This window comes from Stenotrophomonas sp. TWI809, from assembly GCF_039673205.1.
Taxonomy (GTDB): Bacteria; Pseudomonadota; Gammaproteobacteria; order Xanthomonadales; family Xanthomonadaceae; genus Stenotrophomonas.
Genome location: NZ_JBDJLE010000005.1, coordinates 124,498 through 139,127, shown reverse-complemented (window position 1 = coordinate 139,127; position 14,630 = coordinate 124,498). Strand labels below are relative to the sequence as shown.

General features: G+C 66.8%; 16 protein-coding genes. 5 read left to right on the top strand and 11 right to left on the bottom strand.

Annotation, left to right across the window (positions count from 1 at the left end):
• Positions 1 to 5 precede the first annotated feature (5 nt).
• From ABE472_RS05985 to rpoH, 3 genes are all read left to right on the top strand, one after another.
• Complete coding sequence (locus ABE472_RS05985; RefSeq protein ID WP_313211329.1) at positions 6 to 848, top strand: response regulator; 843 nt, start codon at positions 6 to 8, stop codon at positions 846 to 848.
• On the top strand, positions 845 to 1,564 hold the full coding sequence (ung, locus tag ABE472_RS05980) for a uracil-DNA glycosylase (protein ID WP_284128706.1): 720 nt from the start codon (positions 845 to 847) through the stop codon (positions 1,562 to 1,564). The genes ABE472_RS05985 and ung overlap by 4 nt, the downstream gene beginning before the upstream one ends.
• Before the next feature lie 413 nt (positions 1,565 to 1,977).
• Positions 1,978 to 2,853: an RNA polymerase sigma factor RpoH gene (gene rpoH, locus ABE472_RS05975; RefSeq protein ID WP_019183519.1), complete on the top strand. Its 876-nt coding sequence runs from the start codon at positions 1,978 to 1,980 to the stop codon at positions 2,851 to 2,853.
• Positions 2,854 to 2,961: 108 nt separating this feature from the next.
• Here the strand turns inward: rpoH and purD are convergent, their stop codons facing one another.
• From purD to prmA, 6 genes are all read right to left on the bottom strand, one after another.
• Positions 2,962 to 4,248: a phosphoribosylamine--glycine ligase gene (purD, locus tag ABE472_RS05970; protein WP_346465872.1), complete on the bottom strand. Its 1,287-nt coding sequence runs from the start codon at positions 4,246 to 4,248 to the stop codon at positions 2,962 to 2,964.
• A 93-nt stretch (positions 4,249 to 4,341) separates the two neighbouring features.
• The gene (locus tag ABE472_RS05965) at positions 4,342 to 5,277 is read right to left on the bottom strand and encodes a hypothetical protein (RefSeq protein WP_346465871.1); all 936 of its coding nucleotides are present in this window, start codon (positions 5,275 to 5,277) and stop codon (positions 4,342 to 4,344) included.
• 17 nt (positions 5,278 to 5,294) lie between these two features.
• Entirely contained in the window at positions 5,295 to 6,878 is a 1,584-nt protein-coding gene (purH, locus tag ABE472_RS05960) for a bifunctional phosphoribosylaminoimidazolecarboxamide formyltransferase/IMP cyclohydrolase (protein ID WP_313211326.1), read from the bottom strand.
• A 141-nt stretch (positions 6,879 to 7,019) separates the two neighbouring features.
• Positions 7,020 to 7,295, bottom strand: a complete 276-nt coding sequence (gene fis, locus ABE472_RS05955) for a DNA-binding transcriptional regulator Fis (RefSeq protein ID WP_123730002.1) — start codon at positions 7,293 to 7,295, stop codon at positions 7,020 to 7,022.
• A gap of 114 nt (positions 7,296 to 7,409) precedes the next feature.
• Complete coding sequence (locus tag ABE472_RS05950; protein WP_346465870.1) at positions 7,410 to 8,300, bottom strand: DUF3426 domain-containing protein; 891 nt, start codon at positions 8,298 to 8,300, stop codon at positions 7,410 to 7,412.
• A 30-nt stretch (positions 8,301 to 8,330) separates the two neighbouring features.
• Complete coding sequence (prmA, locus tag ABE472_RS05945) at positions 8,331 to 9,251, bottom strand: 50S ribosomal protein L11 methyltransferase (RefSeq protein ID WP_313219458.1); 921 nt, start codon at positions 9,249 to 9,251, stop codon at positions 8,331 to 8,333.
• Positions 9,252 to 9,437: 186 nt separating this feature from the next.
• On the opposite strand from prmA, the gene ABE472_RS05940 reads away from it, so the two are divergent.
• Positions 9,438 to 10,400 carry a hypothetical protein gene (locus tag ABE472_RS05940; RefSeq protein WP_313219459.1) on the top strand — a complete coding sequence of 321 codons (963 nt, stop codon included), beginning with the start codon at positions 9,438 to 9,440 and terminating at the stop codon, positions 10,398 to 10,400.
• A complete protein-coding gene (locus tag ABE472_RS05935; protein ID WP_313211322.1) occupies positions 10,397 to 10,771 on the top strand; it encodes a hypothetical protein in 375 nt (124 codons plus the stop codon). The genes ABE472_RS05940 and ABE472_RS05935 overlap by 4 nt, the downstream gene beginning before the upstream one ends.
• 125 nt (positions 10,772 to 10,896) lie before the next feature.
• On the opposite strand, the gene accC is transcribed toward ABE472_RS05935, so the two are convergent.
• The 5 genes from accC to ABE472_RS05910 form a co-directional block, all read right to left on the bottom strand.
• Complete coding sequence (accC, locus tag ABE472_RS05930) at positions 10,897 to 12,264, bottom strand: acetyl-CoA carboxylase biotin carboxylase subunit (protein ID WP_313211321.1); 1,368 nt, start codon at positions 12,262 to 12,264, stop codon at positions 10,897 to 10,899.
• A 10-nt stretch (positions 12,265 to 12,274) separates the two neighbouring features.
• The gene (gene accB, locus ABE472_RS05925; RefSeq protein ID WP_121040377.1) at positions 12,275 to 12,763 is read right to left on the bottom strand and encodes an acetyl-CoA carboxylase biotin carboxyl carrier protein; all 489 of its coding nucleotides are present in this window, start codon (positions 12,761 to 12,763) and stop codon (positions 12,275 to 12,277) included.
• A gap of 52 nt (positions 12,764 to 12,815) precedes the next feature.
• Positions 12,816 to 13,238, bottom strand: coding sequence for a lysozyme inhibitor LprI family protein (locus tag ABE472_RS05920; RefSeq protein ID WP_346462970.1), 423 nt, complete (start codon positions 13,236 to 13,238; stop codon positions 12,816 to 12,818).
• Positions 13,238 to 13,687 (bottom strand): type II 3-dehydroquinate dehydratase, encoded by a 450-nt coding sequence (gene aroQ, locus ABE472_RS05915; RefSeq protein WP_019183533.1) that lies wholly within the window; start codon positions 13,685 to 13,687, stop codon positions 13,238 to 13,240. The genes ABE472_RS05920 and aroQ overlap by 1 nt, the downstream gene beginning before the upstream one ends.
• A gap of 206 nt (positions 13,688 to 13,893) precedes the next feature.
• Positions 13,894 to 14,625: an antibiotic biosynthesis monooxygenase gene (locus ABE472_RS05910; RefSeq protein ID WP_346462968.1), complete on the bottom strand. Its 732-nt coding sequence runs from the start codon at positions 14,623 to 14,625 to the stop codon at positions 13,894 to 13,896.
• Positions 14,626 to 14,630 lie beyond the last annotated feature (5 nt).

Genomic DNA, 14,630 nt, shown 5'->3' with positions numbered 1-14,630 from the left:
CCCGCATGCGTCCGCAAGCCCTCAAGCACCTCGCCGACGACGCCCCGCGCGTGATGGTCGTCGACGGCTCCAGGCTGGTCCGCAAGTTGATTGCCGATGTGCTGCAGCGCGAACTGCCGGCCGTGGAGGTGGTGGGCTGTGCGAGCATCGCCGAGGCGCGTGCGGCGCTGGATGCCGGGCCGGTCAGTCTGGTCACCACCTCGCTCACCCTGAGCGATGGCGACGGGCTGGACCTGGCGCGCATCGTGCGCGACGCGGCGGGCCAGGCCTACGTGCCGGTCATCGTGGTCTCCGGCGACGCGCAGCAGCATCTGGAACAGCGCCGCTTCACCGAGTACGTCACCGATTATTTCGACAAGGCGCTCGGTCACGAAGCCCTGGCCACCTTCATCCGTGGCTATGTGCAGCCAGAGACCATTCCGGGCGCCACGATCCTGTATGTCGAAGACAGCCGCGTCGTCGCCGAGGCGACCAAGCGCATGCTAGAACGGCAGGGCCTGAACGTGCTGCACGTGCTCACTGCCGAAGATGCCTTCGCGCTGCTCACCGCCGAGTCGCTCGGCCGCAGCAGCCACCGCATCGATCTGGTGCTCACCGATGTCACGCTCAAGGGCGAGCTCAGTGGCCGTGATGTGGTGCAGCGCGTGCGCGTGGACTTCGGCTACGGCAAGCGCCGCCTGCCGGTGCTGGTCATGACCGGCGACGGCAACCCGCACAACCAGTCCGGCCTGCTCCAGGCCGGTGCCAACGATCTGGTCCAGAAGCCGATCGAAGAGCGCCTGCTCATCACCAAGGTGCTGTTCCAGCTGCGCCTGTCCCGCCTCAACGAAAAGCCTGTAGTGCGATGAATGACGATGTAGTGCCCAGCATCCAGCTCGAACCGAGCTGGAAGACGCGTATCGGTGATTACCTGCTGCGCCCGGACATGCGCGAACTCTCCGCGTTCCTGCGCCAGCGCAAGGCGGCCGGTGCCCAGGTGTTTCCCCCTGGCCCGCAGATCTTCGCCGCGTTCGACGCCACGCCCTTCGACCAGGTCAAGGTGGTCATCCTCGGCCAGGATCCGTATCACGGGCATGGCCAGGCCCACGGCCTGAGTTTCTCGGTCATGCCGGGCGTACCGGTGCCGCCATCGCTGCTGAACATCTACAAAGAGATCGAAGCCGATCTGGGCATCCCGCGCCCGGACCACGGCTGCCTGCTGCCGTGGGCGCACCGTGGGGTGCTGCTGCTCAATGCGGTGTTGACGGTGGAGGCGGGCAACGCCGGCTCTCACCAGCGGCGTGGCTGGGAGGGCTTCACCGACCATGTGGTGGACACGCTCAACCGCGAGCGCGAGGGCCTGGTGTTCCTGTTGTGGGGCAGTTACGCCCAGCAGAAGGGCAAGGTCATCGATACCGGCCGGCACCGCGTGCTCAAGGCACCGCACCCTTCGCCGCTGTCGGCGCATCGCGGCTTCCTGGGCTGCCGTCATTTTTCGATGGCCAATGACTACCTGCAGCGCCGCGGCAACGCGCGCATCGACTGGTCGCTGCCGCCGCGTGCCGCGCTGGAGCCGGCGGCGTAATCACTGGCGGTCGTCATCTGGACGGCCAGCATCGCGATGATGGAGTGCGCCACCTGCCGCTTGCGGGTTGAACATGGCGGGCTATTACCAGGCGTCGGTGGGTTTGGGCCTGCCACGCGTAGCGGTGGCGCAGGGGGTAGAGCCAGGCCATGCCTGGCTGAACTGCCGACAACCTTTCCGGGCTGAATGGGCGCATCCGGCAGCCTGTTCAGCCAGAAAACACGCGCCAGCGCCCAATTCATCCGTCTATCCTGTTGATTTCATGGGGTTTGATGGTTTGTTTCCAGCCTCTCGCCACTGTCATCATTTCGCGGTACGTTATAGGTGTCTTCGGTGCCAGCGTCCCATGAACAGAACGCTGGAACTTCTTTCCCCTTTAGCAGTCCAATTCCGGGACTGCTAAGATGAGTGCTATGAGCCAGAACACCTCTACTGCCCTTGTGGCAAACAATCTCCCGATTCCCAGTGCGCTCGGTTCGCTGGACGCCTACATCGGTGCCGTGCACCAGATCCCGGTGCTGTCGGTCGATGACGAGCAGGATCTGGCCCGCCGCTTCCGCGACGAGCTGGATCTGGACGCCGCGCGCGAGCTGGTCCATTCCCACCTGCGCTTCGTGGTGCACGTCGCCCGTGGCTACAACGGCTATGGCCTGGCGCTGGGCGACCTGATCCAGGAAGGCAACATCGGCCTGATGAAGGCGGTGAAGCGCTTCGACCCGGACATGGGCGTTCGCCTGGTGTCGTTCGCGGTGCACTGGATCCGTGCGGAAATGCACGAGTTCATCCTCAAGAACTGGCGCATCGTCAAGGTCGCCACGACCAAGGCGCAGCGCAAGCTGTTCTTCAACCTGCGCAAGTCCAAGACCCGCCTGGGCTGGATGAACGCGGCCGAAGTCAGCGCGGTGGCCAAGGACCTGAACGTGTCCGAGCGTGAAGTGCTCGAGATGGAGTCGCGCCTGTCGGGTCGCGATATCGGTTTCGATCTCTCCAGCGATGACGATGACGATCATGCGCCGCCGTCGCCGGCTGCCTACCTGCGCGCCAACGAAGAAGATCCTTCGATGGCGTACGAGCGGATGGACAGCGAAGACAATCAGCTGCAGCTGCTGCGCGAAGGCATGGCCGAACTGGATGCGCGTTCGCGCGACATCATCCGCCGTCGCTGGTTGGACGCGGACAGCAAGGTGACGCTGCAGGAGCTGGCCGATGAGTACGGCGTGTCGGCCGAACGCATCCGCCAGGTCGAGGCGAACGCGCTGAAGAAGATGAAGGCGCTGTTTACTGCGTGATGCAGTGACTGGCGTGGTTACGCAAAAAGGCCCGGCTGATGCCGGGCCTTTTTGCTTTCTGGCGTTCAGGGCAGTGCTTCGATCGGTCGTGGCCCCGACCGTGCCAGGTCAGCCCTGCTCGCGCGCAATCGCCCGCCAGCCGATATCGCTACGGTGGAACTCATGGGCCCAGTGGATGGCACCGACGCCGGCGTAGGCGTTGCGCTGTGCCTCGCCCACCGTGCCGCCCAGTGCAGCCACGCACAGCACACGGCCGCCGGCGCTGAGCACCTGGCCCTGCGCGTCCAGCGTGGTGCCGGCATGGAATACCTTGGCCGTCGCCGCCACAGCGTCCAGGCCGTGGATCACGTCACCGGTGATCGGGGTCTCCGGATAGGGCGAGGCCGCCATCACCACACCCAGCGACGGGCGCGGATCCCACTGCGCCTCCACGGTGTCCAGGCGCTCGTCGATCGCCGCTTCGACCAGATCCACCAGGTCCGACTGCAGGCGCAGCATCACCGGCTGGGTTTCCGGGTCGCCAAAGCGCACGTTGAACTCGATCACCTTCGGCGCGCCGCTGGCATCGATCATCAGGCCGGCATAGAGGAAGCCGGTGAACGGAATGCCGTCGGCGATCATGCCCTGCACGGTCGGGTTGACCACCTCGCGCATCACGCGCGCATGCACTTCATCGGTCACCACCGGGGCCGGCGAGTACGCGCCCATGCCGCCGGTGTTCGGGCCGGTGTCACCGTCGCCCACGCGCTTGTGGTCCTGCGAGGTCGCCATCGGCAGCGCCGTCTTACCGTCCACCATCGAGATGAAGCTGGCTTCTTCGCCGTCCAGGAATTCTTCGATCACCACGCGTGCGCCAGCATCGCCGAAGGCATTGCCGGAGAGCATGTCGCGCACCGCGTCCTCGGCCTCGGCCAGGGTCATCGCCACGATCACGCCCTTGCCGGCGGCCAGACCATCGGCCTTGACCACGATCGGTGCGCCTTTCTCACGCAGGTAGGCCAGCGCCGGTTCGATGTCGGTATGCACGGCATAGAACGCGGTCGGGATCCCGTGGCGGGCCAGGAAATCCTTCGCGTACGCCTTGCTGCCTTCCAACTGCGCGGCGGCGGCGGTGGGCCCGAAGATGCGGTGCCCGGCGGCGCGGAAGCGATCGACCACACCAGCCACCAGCGGCACTTCCGGGCCGACCACGGTCAGGCTGATGCCTTCGGTGCCGACCAGCGCCAACAGACCGTCCAGATCGGTGACCTTGACGTCCACGTTGCGGCACTTGGGCTCGGTGGCGGTGCCTGCATTGCCGGGGGCGACGATGACCTCACGGACCTTCGCGGACTGGGCCAGCTTCCAGGCCAGGGCGTGTTCGCGGCCGCCAGCGCCGATGACCAAGATCTTCAATGCAGTTCTCGCGTAAGAGGGCAGGAACGTGATTTTACGCGGTGCGGGCGGCGGGTGCATTGGGGCGGACGGTGGCCGTGGCAACCCACGGCCTCAGCTGTCGGCGCAGCCGTCGCGCTGGAGGTCGTCCGGCACCGGGTACGCGCGCTGCCGGGCATCAAAGATGAGGTGGTAGAACGCGGTCGCCGGGCCCGTGCAGTCGTGGCCGCTGGCACGCACCGTCAGCGGCCAGTAGCCATCCACGGCGTTGCTGTCGCCCACCGTCGTGCTGAAGTCGACCGAGAACACGCCCTCGCCGCAGTCGGCCGGATGGCCGTCACAGCGGTGCAGGGCAAGATTGTCGAGGTGATCGCGGTACCGGGCGACATCGCGCAGACGATGATTGTGTTCGGCGATGTAACTGCGCCAGACGCGCCGATGGCCGCGCCGGTGTTCTTCGTGGGTGATCTGGAAGGCATGGCGCTGCGGGCCAAGCTGCGCGATCTGGACCGTACCGGGTGCGCCGTGGCGCCCGTATGGGCCCTGCAGGCGCTGGGCCATCACCAGTAGCGGATCCTTGGCAGGCAGTGGGGCGAACATGCCGCCGCGGTTGGCCTCTTCGTCGTCCGTGCCCACGCGCAGCACATACAGATCGACCCGGCCCGGCTCGACCGTGGCTGCGTCGTCCAGGGTCTGGCACACCGCCAGCAGGGTCTGCTCATGACCGTCGGCCGTGACCGTGTCACGCGCGCACACGCTGCGGGTGACCGGGCGTAGTGCCTCGACCTCGGTGTCCTCCCACGCATCCTTCCACGGCGCATCCAGGACGGCCTTGTCGCCATAGCGCGTGCGAAGGAAGGCCAGCAGGCGCTGGGTGTGATCGCCCCGGACCCGGACGGTGTCTTCCGGCTGCGCCGTGGTGTCGAGCACGCGGTGTGGTTTGCCCGATTCGGAAGACGCCCCCGGTTCACTGGCAGGCGTGCAGCCCAGCACCCCCGCAGCAGTGGCCATGACCACCGCTGCGAGGCGATTGCGGAGCGAGGACGACATCCGTGTCGATGCCACCATCAGTGGCGGAAGTGACGCACGCCGGTGAAGACCATCGCCAGGCCATGTTCGTCGGCCGCGGCGATCACTTCGTTGTCGCGCATCGAGCCACCCGGCTGGATCACCGCCTTGATGCCGGCCGCAGCGGCGGCATCGATGCCATCGCGGAACGGGAAGAACGCATCGGAGGCCATCACCGAGCCTTCCACCACCAGGTTCGCATCGGCGGCCTTGATGCCCGCGATGCGCGCCGAGTAGACGCGGCTCATCTGGCCGGCGCCGACACCGATGGTGCGGTTGTCCTTGGCGTACACGATGGCGTTGGATTTGACGAACTTGGCGACCTTCCAGGCGAACAGCAGATCGGCGAACTGCTTGTCGGTCGGCGCCAGCTTGCTCACCACGGTCAGTTCGTCGCGGCTCATGCCGCGGTTGTCGGCGCTCTGCATCAGCAGGCCCGAGCCGATCCGCTTGGTGTCGTAGTTGTTGCGGCCCTGTCCGTGCGGAATGCGCAGCACGCGCACGTTGGCCTTCTTGGTCGCGTACTCCAGTGCCGCCGGCGCGTAGTCCGGGGCGATCAGCACTTCAACGAACTGACGGTCCAGGATCACCTGCGTGGTGGCCAGGTCCAGCGGCTGGTTGAAGGCGATGATGCCGCCGAAGGCGCTGGTCGGGTCGGTCGCGTAGGCCAGCTCGTAGGCATCGCCGTTGCCGGCACCCACGGCCACGCCGCACGGGTTGGCGTGCTTGACGATCACGCAGGCCGGCACGTCGAACTGACGCACGCATTCCCACGCCGCATCGGCATCGGCCAGGTTGTTGTAGCTCAGTTCCTTGCCCTGCAGCTGCTGGAACGTGGCCAGCGTGCCCGGCACCGGGTACAGGTCGCGATAGAACGCGCCGCTCTGGTGCGGGTTCTCGCCGTAGCGCAGATCCATCACCTTCACGAAGTTCGAATTCATCTGCGCCGGGAACTCCGCACGCACCGGCACGGCGGTGTCGGTGGTGGTCACCGCAGAAAGGTAGTTGCTGATCGCCGCGTCGTACTGGGCCACGCGGTTGAACGCGGCCACCGAGAAGGCGAAGCGCTTGGCGGCCGAGAGCTTGCCGTCGTTGGCGTCCAGTTCGGCCAGCAGCTCGGCGTACTGCGACGGGTCGGTCGCCACGGCGACGCGGGCGAAGTTCTTGGCCGCCGAACGCAGCATCGCCGGGCCACCGATGTCGATGTTCTCCACGGCGTCTTCAAGCGCGCAGTCCGCCTTGGCGGTGACCGACTCGAACGGATACAGGTTCAGCACCAGCAGGTCGATCGCGCCGATGCCGTGTTCGGCCATCACCGCGTCATCCAGCCCGGCGCGGCCGAGCAGGCCGCCGTGCACCATCGGGTGCAGGGTCTTGACCCGGCCGTCCATCATTTCCGGGAAGCCGGTGACGTCGGCGACGTCCTTGACGGCCAGGCCCGCCTCGCGGATCGCCTTGGCGGTGCCGCCGGTGGACAGCAGCTCCACGTTGCGCGCCGCCAGGGCGCGGGCCAGGTCGATCAGACCGGTTTTGTCGGAAACAGACAGCAGGGCCCGGCGCACGGGCAGCAGATCGGAACTCATGGGGGCAGGAGATCGAAGCGGAGCGGGGGCATATTGTAGGCCAGTGGCGCTGGCATGGCCCCAGAAACGACGAAGGCCGGCACCGAGCGCTGCTCGATCCGGCCTGCTTTCCGCCAGGCACTAAGCGCCTGCCCACCGGCATCAGGTGGTGATGCCGTATTCCTTCAGCTTCTTGCGCAGGGTGGCGCGGTGGATGCCCAGCATCGCCGCGGCGCGGCTCTGGTTGCCTTCGCAGTGGTTGAGCACCTCCACGAACAGCGGGATTTCCATCTCGCGCAATACGATCTCGTAGACATCGTCCGCATCGCAGCCATCCAGGTCCCGCAGGTAGCGCCTGACCGACTGGGCCACGTGTTCGCGCAGGGGTGGCTTTGGCGCGCCACGACTGTTGTCAGGACGAGAAAGGACAGCGTTCAAGGAGTTTCCCGGTGCAAGAGCCGGGGCGGACAACAGCCCACGGCGGAAGGGTGATGGGGTCAGTCTAGCGCGTGCGTCGGCCGCCTGCCACGCTGCGGCGGCCCCGGCGACGCCTCAGAGGAACTCAAAGGTGAATGCGACGGTAGACGCCGCAGGCTCGCGCACGCGGAAGGCGATCTGCGCGCTTTGCCCCGGTTCCAGCGTCGCGGCCGGGTCCGTGGCGCGGTCCAGATAGTCGGCCGGCGCGAACACATTGGTGCCGATCACGCGGCCATCGGCATCAGACAGCGACAGCCGCAGCGACGGCCAGGCCTGGGCCCAGCGCGCGTCGTTGCGGATGCTGGCCTGAACCTGCAGCGCGCCGGCCTGGCCCGGCACCGGGCGCACATCGCGGCTGAGCATGCTGAAGGCCGCCGGCTCGCGCCAGGCTGGCAATGAACAGCCCAGCACACCGCACAGCCCGGCGATCCACGGGCGGGTGCCGGCATCGGCGGCAAGCCGGGCGCGGTCGGCCACGGCGATCTGCACCAGCAGCAGGGCGGCCAGCCCGGCGACCATGCCCCACTGCCAGCCCGGCGTTCGCAGGCGCGCACCGGGCAGGCGGAGGAAGCTCGGTGTGGTGATGGCATCGGCTGGCGGCAGGGCCGCCGTGGCCGTGCTGCGCGCGTCCTCGTTGAAGGTGCGCACGTCATCCGATGGGGCTGCCGTCTCAACGAGTGGCGCGGCCGCCAGCGCATCGTCGGCGACACGGTGCCGCTCGGACGCGGGTGAGCGTTCCCATTCCGAGACGGAGGGTTCCGGCGCGTGCACCGGCTGTGCTTCGATCACCTGTTCGACCGCCAGCGGTGCGATGCGATCGTCCACAGGCATGGCCGACGGCGCAGGTGCTGCGTCAGACGGCGCGGCCGGGCGGTCAGCCGGATCGGCCGGATCGGCCGGCGCCTCCGGCGACGGACGCAGGAACGTGGCGATCGGGCGGCGCGGCGGCATCGGAGGCTCGGACATGGGCACGGGACCGGGCAGGAGACGGGCTATTCAAGCACGGCGGACGCCGGTGATGCGCATCCAGTCACCGTCCTGCGCCACCGCCAGCTGTTCGAAGGCCGGGGCATAGCGCTCCAGCAGTTCGCCTTCCTGCCCATGCAGGATGCCCGACAGCGCGATGCGGCCGCCCGGCGCGACACGCGCGGCCAGCACATCGGCCAGTGCATCAAGCGCCGAGGCGAGGATGTTCGCCACCACGACCGGATACGTCGCCTGCGGCTCGTCGTCCGGCAGGTAGACCTGCACACGGTCCTGCAGCCCATTGCGCTCGGCGTTGTCACCGGTGGCGAGCACCGCCTGCGGGTCGTTGTCCACGCCGACCGCGCGCGCGGCCCCCAGCTTCAGCGCCGCCAGGGCGAGGATGCCCGAGCCGCAGCCGAAATCGAGCACGGTGTTGCCGGCCAGCGCACCCTCGGCGGCCAGGCCGTCCAGCCAACGCAGGCACAGGGCCGTGGTCGGGTGGGTGCCCGAACCGAACGCCAGGCCCGGATCCAGGCGGACCACGGCGGCATCCTCGGCCTGCGCGGCTTCTGGAAGTTCATGGTTCCACGGCACGATCCAGGTGCGGTCACCGAAGGCCATTGGCTGGAACTGGTCGATCCAGGCGCGTTCCCAGTCTTCGTCGGCCACGGCGCGGAAGCTGGCATTGGCCCAGTCCAGGCCGGGATCGAAGGCATCCAGCGCGGCCAGCAGGGCCAGCGCATTGGTATCGCCCGGGAACAGCGCGGTCAGCACCAGATCGTTCCACAGCGGGGTCTCGCCCACGCCCGGTTCCAGGATCGCGCGCTCGTTGCTGGTGTCGGCATCGGCATCGAGCAGGGTCACCGCCAGCGCGCCCACGTCGTCCAGCGCATTCTCATAGCGCGGCTGGGTGGCTTCGGTGCAGTGCAGGGTGAGTTCCAGGAAGGGCATGGGGGCAGGGACCGGCGGAAAACCGTGCATGTTAGACCAGTGCGGCCCGCGGGTCCCGGCGTACCGTGGGGAGGTCGTCTCGCCGGCCGGTAAGATCGGCCGGACGACCGGTTCAGACAGCGTTGCGGCTGCTTGCTAAACTTACATTTCTGCTGTCTATCGCTGACAGCCTCTGACGTCCCGCCCATGGCGCTCGTGCCCACCCTCAAAACCTGGTTGCTGGTCGTGCCAGCCCTGGCGTTGCTCGGGGTGGTGGGCTATCGCGCGGGCGATCGGGTGCTGCATGCCGAGCACGTGGCCTCGCCGGGCGATGAACCGACGGCGGCCAGCGCGCCGAGCGCGGTCCCGGCCGAAGCGCGGCAGCTCGCCCGGCGCCTGCTGGGCAGCGAGCGCGGCACGGCCGTGGCCTCCGGCCTGCCGTTGGACCTTCGCGCCGATATCGAAGGCGATACCGATCTGTTTGCGTATGCGCAGCGCCTGCAGCTGCAGGCCGCCAACGGCAATGCGGAGGCCGGGTGGATGGTCAGCCGTGTGTACGACTACTGCGCCACCTACGCCATGGACCCGGGGGGCTACCAGCTCGACAACGACGTGTTGACCGGGCTGGGCATGAAAGCGTCCGTGTCGATGGTGACCGCGCGCGAGCGTGTTTCGCGCCGCTGCGCCGGCTTCGTCAGCAGCGACAATCTGGGCCGGTCCTTGATCCTGACCCAGCGCCTGCAGGCCGCCAAGGCCGGCAACCTGGCGGCCGAGGCCTCGCTGTTCGCCGAAGGTCATCCACTGGAAACCGCTCCGGCCTATCGTCGCGGGCTGGTCGAGCGGGTGATGGAGTCGCGGGATCCGGAAGCCTTCATGGCACTGGCGCCGGGCATGGGCCAGCGCGCCAGCGGCGACAGTGCGATGAGCGGCATGGTGGCCGGCGATCAGTTCAGCGAACTCGCCTGGCGGCTGGCGGCCTGCGAGTTGGGCATGGCGTGCGGGCCCGACAGTGTGCTGATGAATAATTTCTGCGCGAACGGAGGGATCTGTTCGCAGGACGGTGGGCAGGACTTTGCCACTTTTGTGTATGACGCCGCGGTATCGCGGCAAGGTGCGGGGAAAATGAACGTGTTGGTTGAAGAGCTGGTCAAGCAGAGGAATGGGCGATGAATTACCGTCGAATCCTGCACGGTGCGAAATTCTGGTTCTGGGTGGCGTTGTTTGTCGCTTACTCGGCCGGGGCAGTGGGTCTGGTGATGATCGACACCTATGACGATCGTTACCGAAGCCTGTCCAAAGTGCAGTTGACCTCGGTCAAGGCCGATGCCGAAGTGCGTCGTGCCGGTGCCAGTCAGGTCGCTGCGGTGTATCGCGCGCAGAGTGGCATGCCGTTCGCTTCGCTGCCCACCGGCAGTACCTTCCAGGTGGTGTGGCCGGACGGGTCCACCGAGACGATGGTGATCGTGGATCCGACCTCCTCGCTGGGCGTGGAGCCGGTGAAGCATTCGCAGGTCACCGCGGCTGATACCGCCAAGCCGTAAGCACGTCAGCCAACCATGGGTTGGCTCTACCGGGTTTGTGCCCTCCGGCAGCCCGGTTCGCGCAAACAAAAAGGCGGGGAGATCCCCGCCTTTCTGCTGTCCAACGTGACGCGTGAATCAACCGATCAGGTCAACGCGATCGACTTGTTCTTGCGTTCGGCCAGGCGCTTTTCCAGGTAGTGGATGTTCTGCCCACCGGCCTGGAAGCCCTTGTCGCGCATGATGCGCTGCTGCAGCGCGACGTTGGTCTTGATGCCGTCCACGACCAGCTCGCTCAGTGCCACGCGCATGCGCGCGATCGCGGTCTCGCGATCCGGGCCGTGCACGATCAGCTTGCCGATCATCGAGTCATAGTTCGGCGGCACGCGGTAACCACTGTAGATGTGGGTATCCACACGCACACCGGGGCCACCCGGCGGATGGAACGCGGTGATCTGGCCCGGGCTCGGCACGAAGGTTTCAGCGTCTTCGGCGTTGATGCGGCACTCGATCGCGTGGCCGGTCAGCACCACGTCGCTCTGCTTGATGGTCAGCTTCTGGCCGGCGGCGATGCGCAGCTGCTCGCAGACCAGGTCGATGCCGGTCACCATCTCCGTCACCGGATGTTCCACCTGCACGCGGGTGTTCATTTCGATGAAGTAGAAGCGGCCGTCTTCGAACAGGAACTCGAAGGTACCCGCGCCGCGGTAGCCGATGCGGATGCAGGCTTCCACGCACACCTTGCCGATCTCATCGCGCAGCTCGGCGGTGATGCCCGGTGCCGGCGCTTCTTCCACCACTTTCTGGTGGCGGCGCTGCATGGAGCAGTCGCGTTCACCGAGGTGGATGGCATTGCCCTGGCCATCGGCAAGCACCTGGATTTCCACGTGACGCGGATTCTCCAGGAACTTCTCCATGTAGACCTGATCGTTGCTGAAAGCGGCCTTGGCTTCGGACTTGGTGGTCTCGATCGCCGCCTTCAACGAGGCTTCGGCATGCACCACGCGCATGCCACGGCCGCCACCGCCACCGGAGGCCTTGATGATGACCGGGTAGCCGATCTCACGGGCGATCTTGGTGTTGGCCACGATGTCGTCGGTCAGCGGGCCGCCCGAGCCGGGCACGCACGGCACGCCGGCGGCCTTCATCGCGCGGATCGCTTCCACCTTGTCGCCCATCAGGCGGATGGTGTCGGCCTTGGGGCCGATGAAGATGAAACCGGACTCTTCCACGCGCTCGGCGAAGTCGGCGTTCTCCGACAGGAAGCCGTAGCCCGGGTGGATGGCCTGGGCGTCGGTGACTTCCGCCGCGGCGATCAGGGCCGGGATGTTGAGGTAGCTCTCCGAGGACGGTGCCGGACCGATGCAGACCGACTCGTCGGCCATGGCCACGTGCTTGAGGTTGCGGTCGACCGTGGAATGCACAGCCACCGTGCGGATGCCCAGGGTATGGCACGCGCGCAGGATGCGCAGCGCGATCTCCCCTCGGTTGGCAATAACGACTTTGTCGAGCATGGACTAATCCTTAGCCGATCACGAACAGCGGCTGGTCGAATTCGACCGGCTGGCCGTTTTCGCCCAGGATGGCGACGATGGTGCCGGAAACATCGGCTTCGATCGGGTTGAACATCTTCATCGCTTCGATGATCGCCAGCGTTTCACCGGCCTTGACGGCCTGGCCGACCGACACGAAGGCCGGCTTGTCCGGCGAGGACGACGAATAGAAGGTGCCGACCATCGGCGCGCGCAGCACGTGGCCATCCGGCAGGGCGTTGCCGGCCTTGGCGGTGCCACCGGTGGAGGCTTCGGTCGGCGACTGCATCGGCATCGCCGGGGCAGCGGCCTGGGCCGGTGCGGGGGCCATCATCATCTGCGGCTGGGCCTGGACCATGCCGTAGCCGGAGACGGGCGCGCGCGACAGACGCACGGACTCTTCGCCTTCCTTGATTTCGATTTCGGCGAGGTTCGACTCTTCCAGCAGGTCGATCAGTTTCTTGATTTTGCGGAGATCCATAGGGGCCTCTTTGGCTCGTGGTGTCAGTGGTGGGAAGCGCGGCGCGCTCGGGTCAAAGCAATTCGTAGAAATCGCGCAGCTGCCGCGTACGGTCGCGCGCGAGGGTGGTCAGGCAGTGCATCTGCGCGCCATTGCGCGAGGTGCCATCGGCGTTGAAGGCGTAGACCGCGTCGCAATCGTGGTCGCGCAGCTGCATCCACGCGCGCTGGGCCAGGATCAGCTGCTTTTCGGCATCGGCGCAGTGCGTGCAGGCGCCTTCGGCCGCCTGGCGGCGCAACTGCTGGCGCGCCTGGGCGTACACCGCGTTCAATTCGGTATCGGCCTCGCTGGCCCCATCCGAGGCGCACAGATCCGATTCCATGGTGCCGCTCGGCTGCGCGCAGTCGATGCCTTCCGCGCTGCGATCAGCGGCACTGGCGGCGCCACACAGGCAGCCCCACAGCGCGACGCTGGCCAGGACACGCGGCAGGGTCATCACGCCGAAGCAGCCGCCAACCGGGTCAGCGCTGCATCCATCGCATAGCGATAGCTGTCCGCCCCGAACCCACAGATCACCCCGACCGCCTTGTCGCTGAAATAGCTGTGCTGGCGGAAGGGCTCGCGCGCGTGCGGATTGGACAGGTGGATCTCGATGAAGGGCAGGTCCACCGCGGCCAGCGCATCGCGCAGGGCCACGGACGTGTGAGTGAACGCGGCCGGATTGATCAGGATGAAGGCGGTGCCGTCATCGCGGGCGGCCTGCACCCGATCGACCAGCACGTGCTCGGCATTGGACTGCAGGCTCTCCAGGGCATGGCCGGCGGCCTGCGCCTGGGCCAGCAGGGCCTGGTCGATCTGCGCCAGCGTGGTGTGCCCATAGACCCCCGGCTCGCGCGTGCCGAGCAGGTTGAGGTTGGGGCCATGCAGGACCAGCAGTTTCGCCATGGGTGCCGAACAACAGGAAAGGGCGGAGTCTGGCGGAACTGGTGGATCGTGTCCAGTTCGACGAAGTTACGCGTGTTTCAAGCGGTTGTTTGAAAATTGTGCGGGACCGTTGTGGCAGATGGATGTTGGCCGCTTGGCGTCGGCGGCACGGCGGTTGCAGCCTGTGGCACCTGTTCATCGCATGGCAGGACATCCAAGTCCTCCTCTCAGGGCACGTGGGTCGCATCGAACGACACCCCGCCACGGCTTTTCAACGCGATGGTGCTTACCTCGCTGTGCCCCTTGTCCACCAGCATCTCCGCGGTCCGCTGCAGATAGTCCTTGAAGTGGGGCGTTTGCCGGTGCGTGTCATAGGCAGCGGCATCGGCGTAGATCTCAAAGAAGATCCACTGCTCCGGATGCTCCTGCCGTGTAACGGCATACATCGCCAGGACGCCCGGTTCGATCCGCATGGACTCGCGCATCTCCGCCGTGACGATCCGGGTGAATGCCGGTATATCCGCGGGTTTGACCGTCACATCGACGATCCGGACCTCCGGCGTGTCGCCGCGCTGCATGACCGAAAGAGGGGCCGACTTTTCGGCAAGGAACACGGGCGTTGTTTCCGTCAACGTCTTGTCGGCGATGAGCGGCTGCGTGGCGCGTAGAAAATCGGCGTAGTGCGCGGACGCAAGATGCGTCTTCAAGGCGTCCGCATCCGCGTAGATTTCGAAGACGTACGCCACGCCCGGCCGCTGGCGATCGGTGACGGCGTGCATCGCCAGAACACCGGGCTCGGTCTGCAGGGAGGCGTCCATGTTGCGCCGGCCGGCCGCGTCGAACGCTTCCTGTCGGCCCGGGTCGGTGTGCAGCTCGAACATGCGCACGATGGGCTGTGCGGCGACGTCGGTGCTTCCCAGTATCAGGGACGTCAGCATCAATGCTATCCAGCCGGTCATGGTCT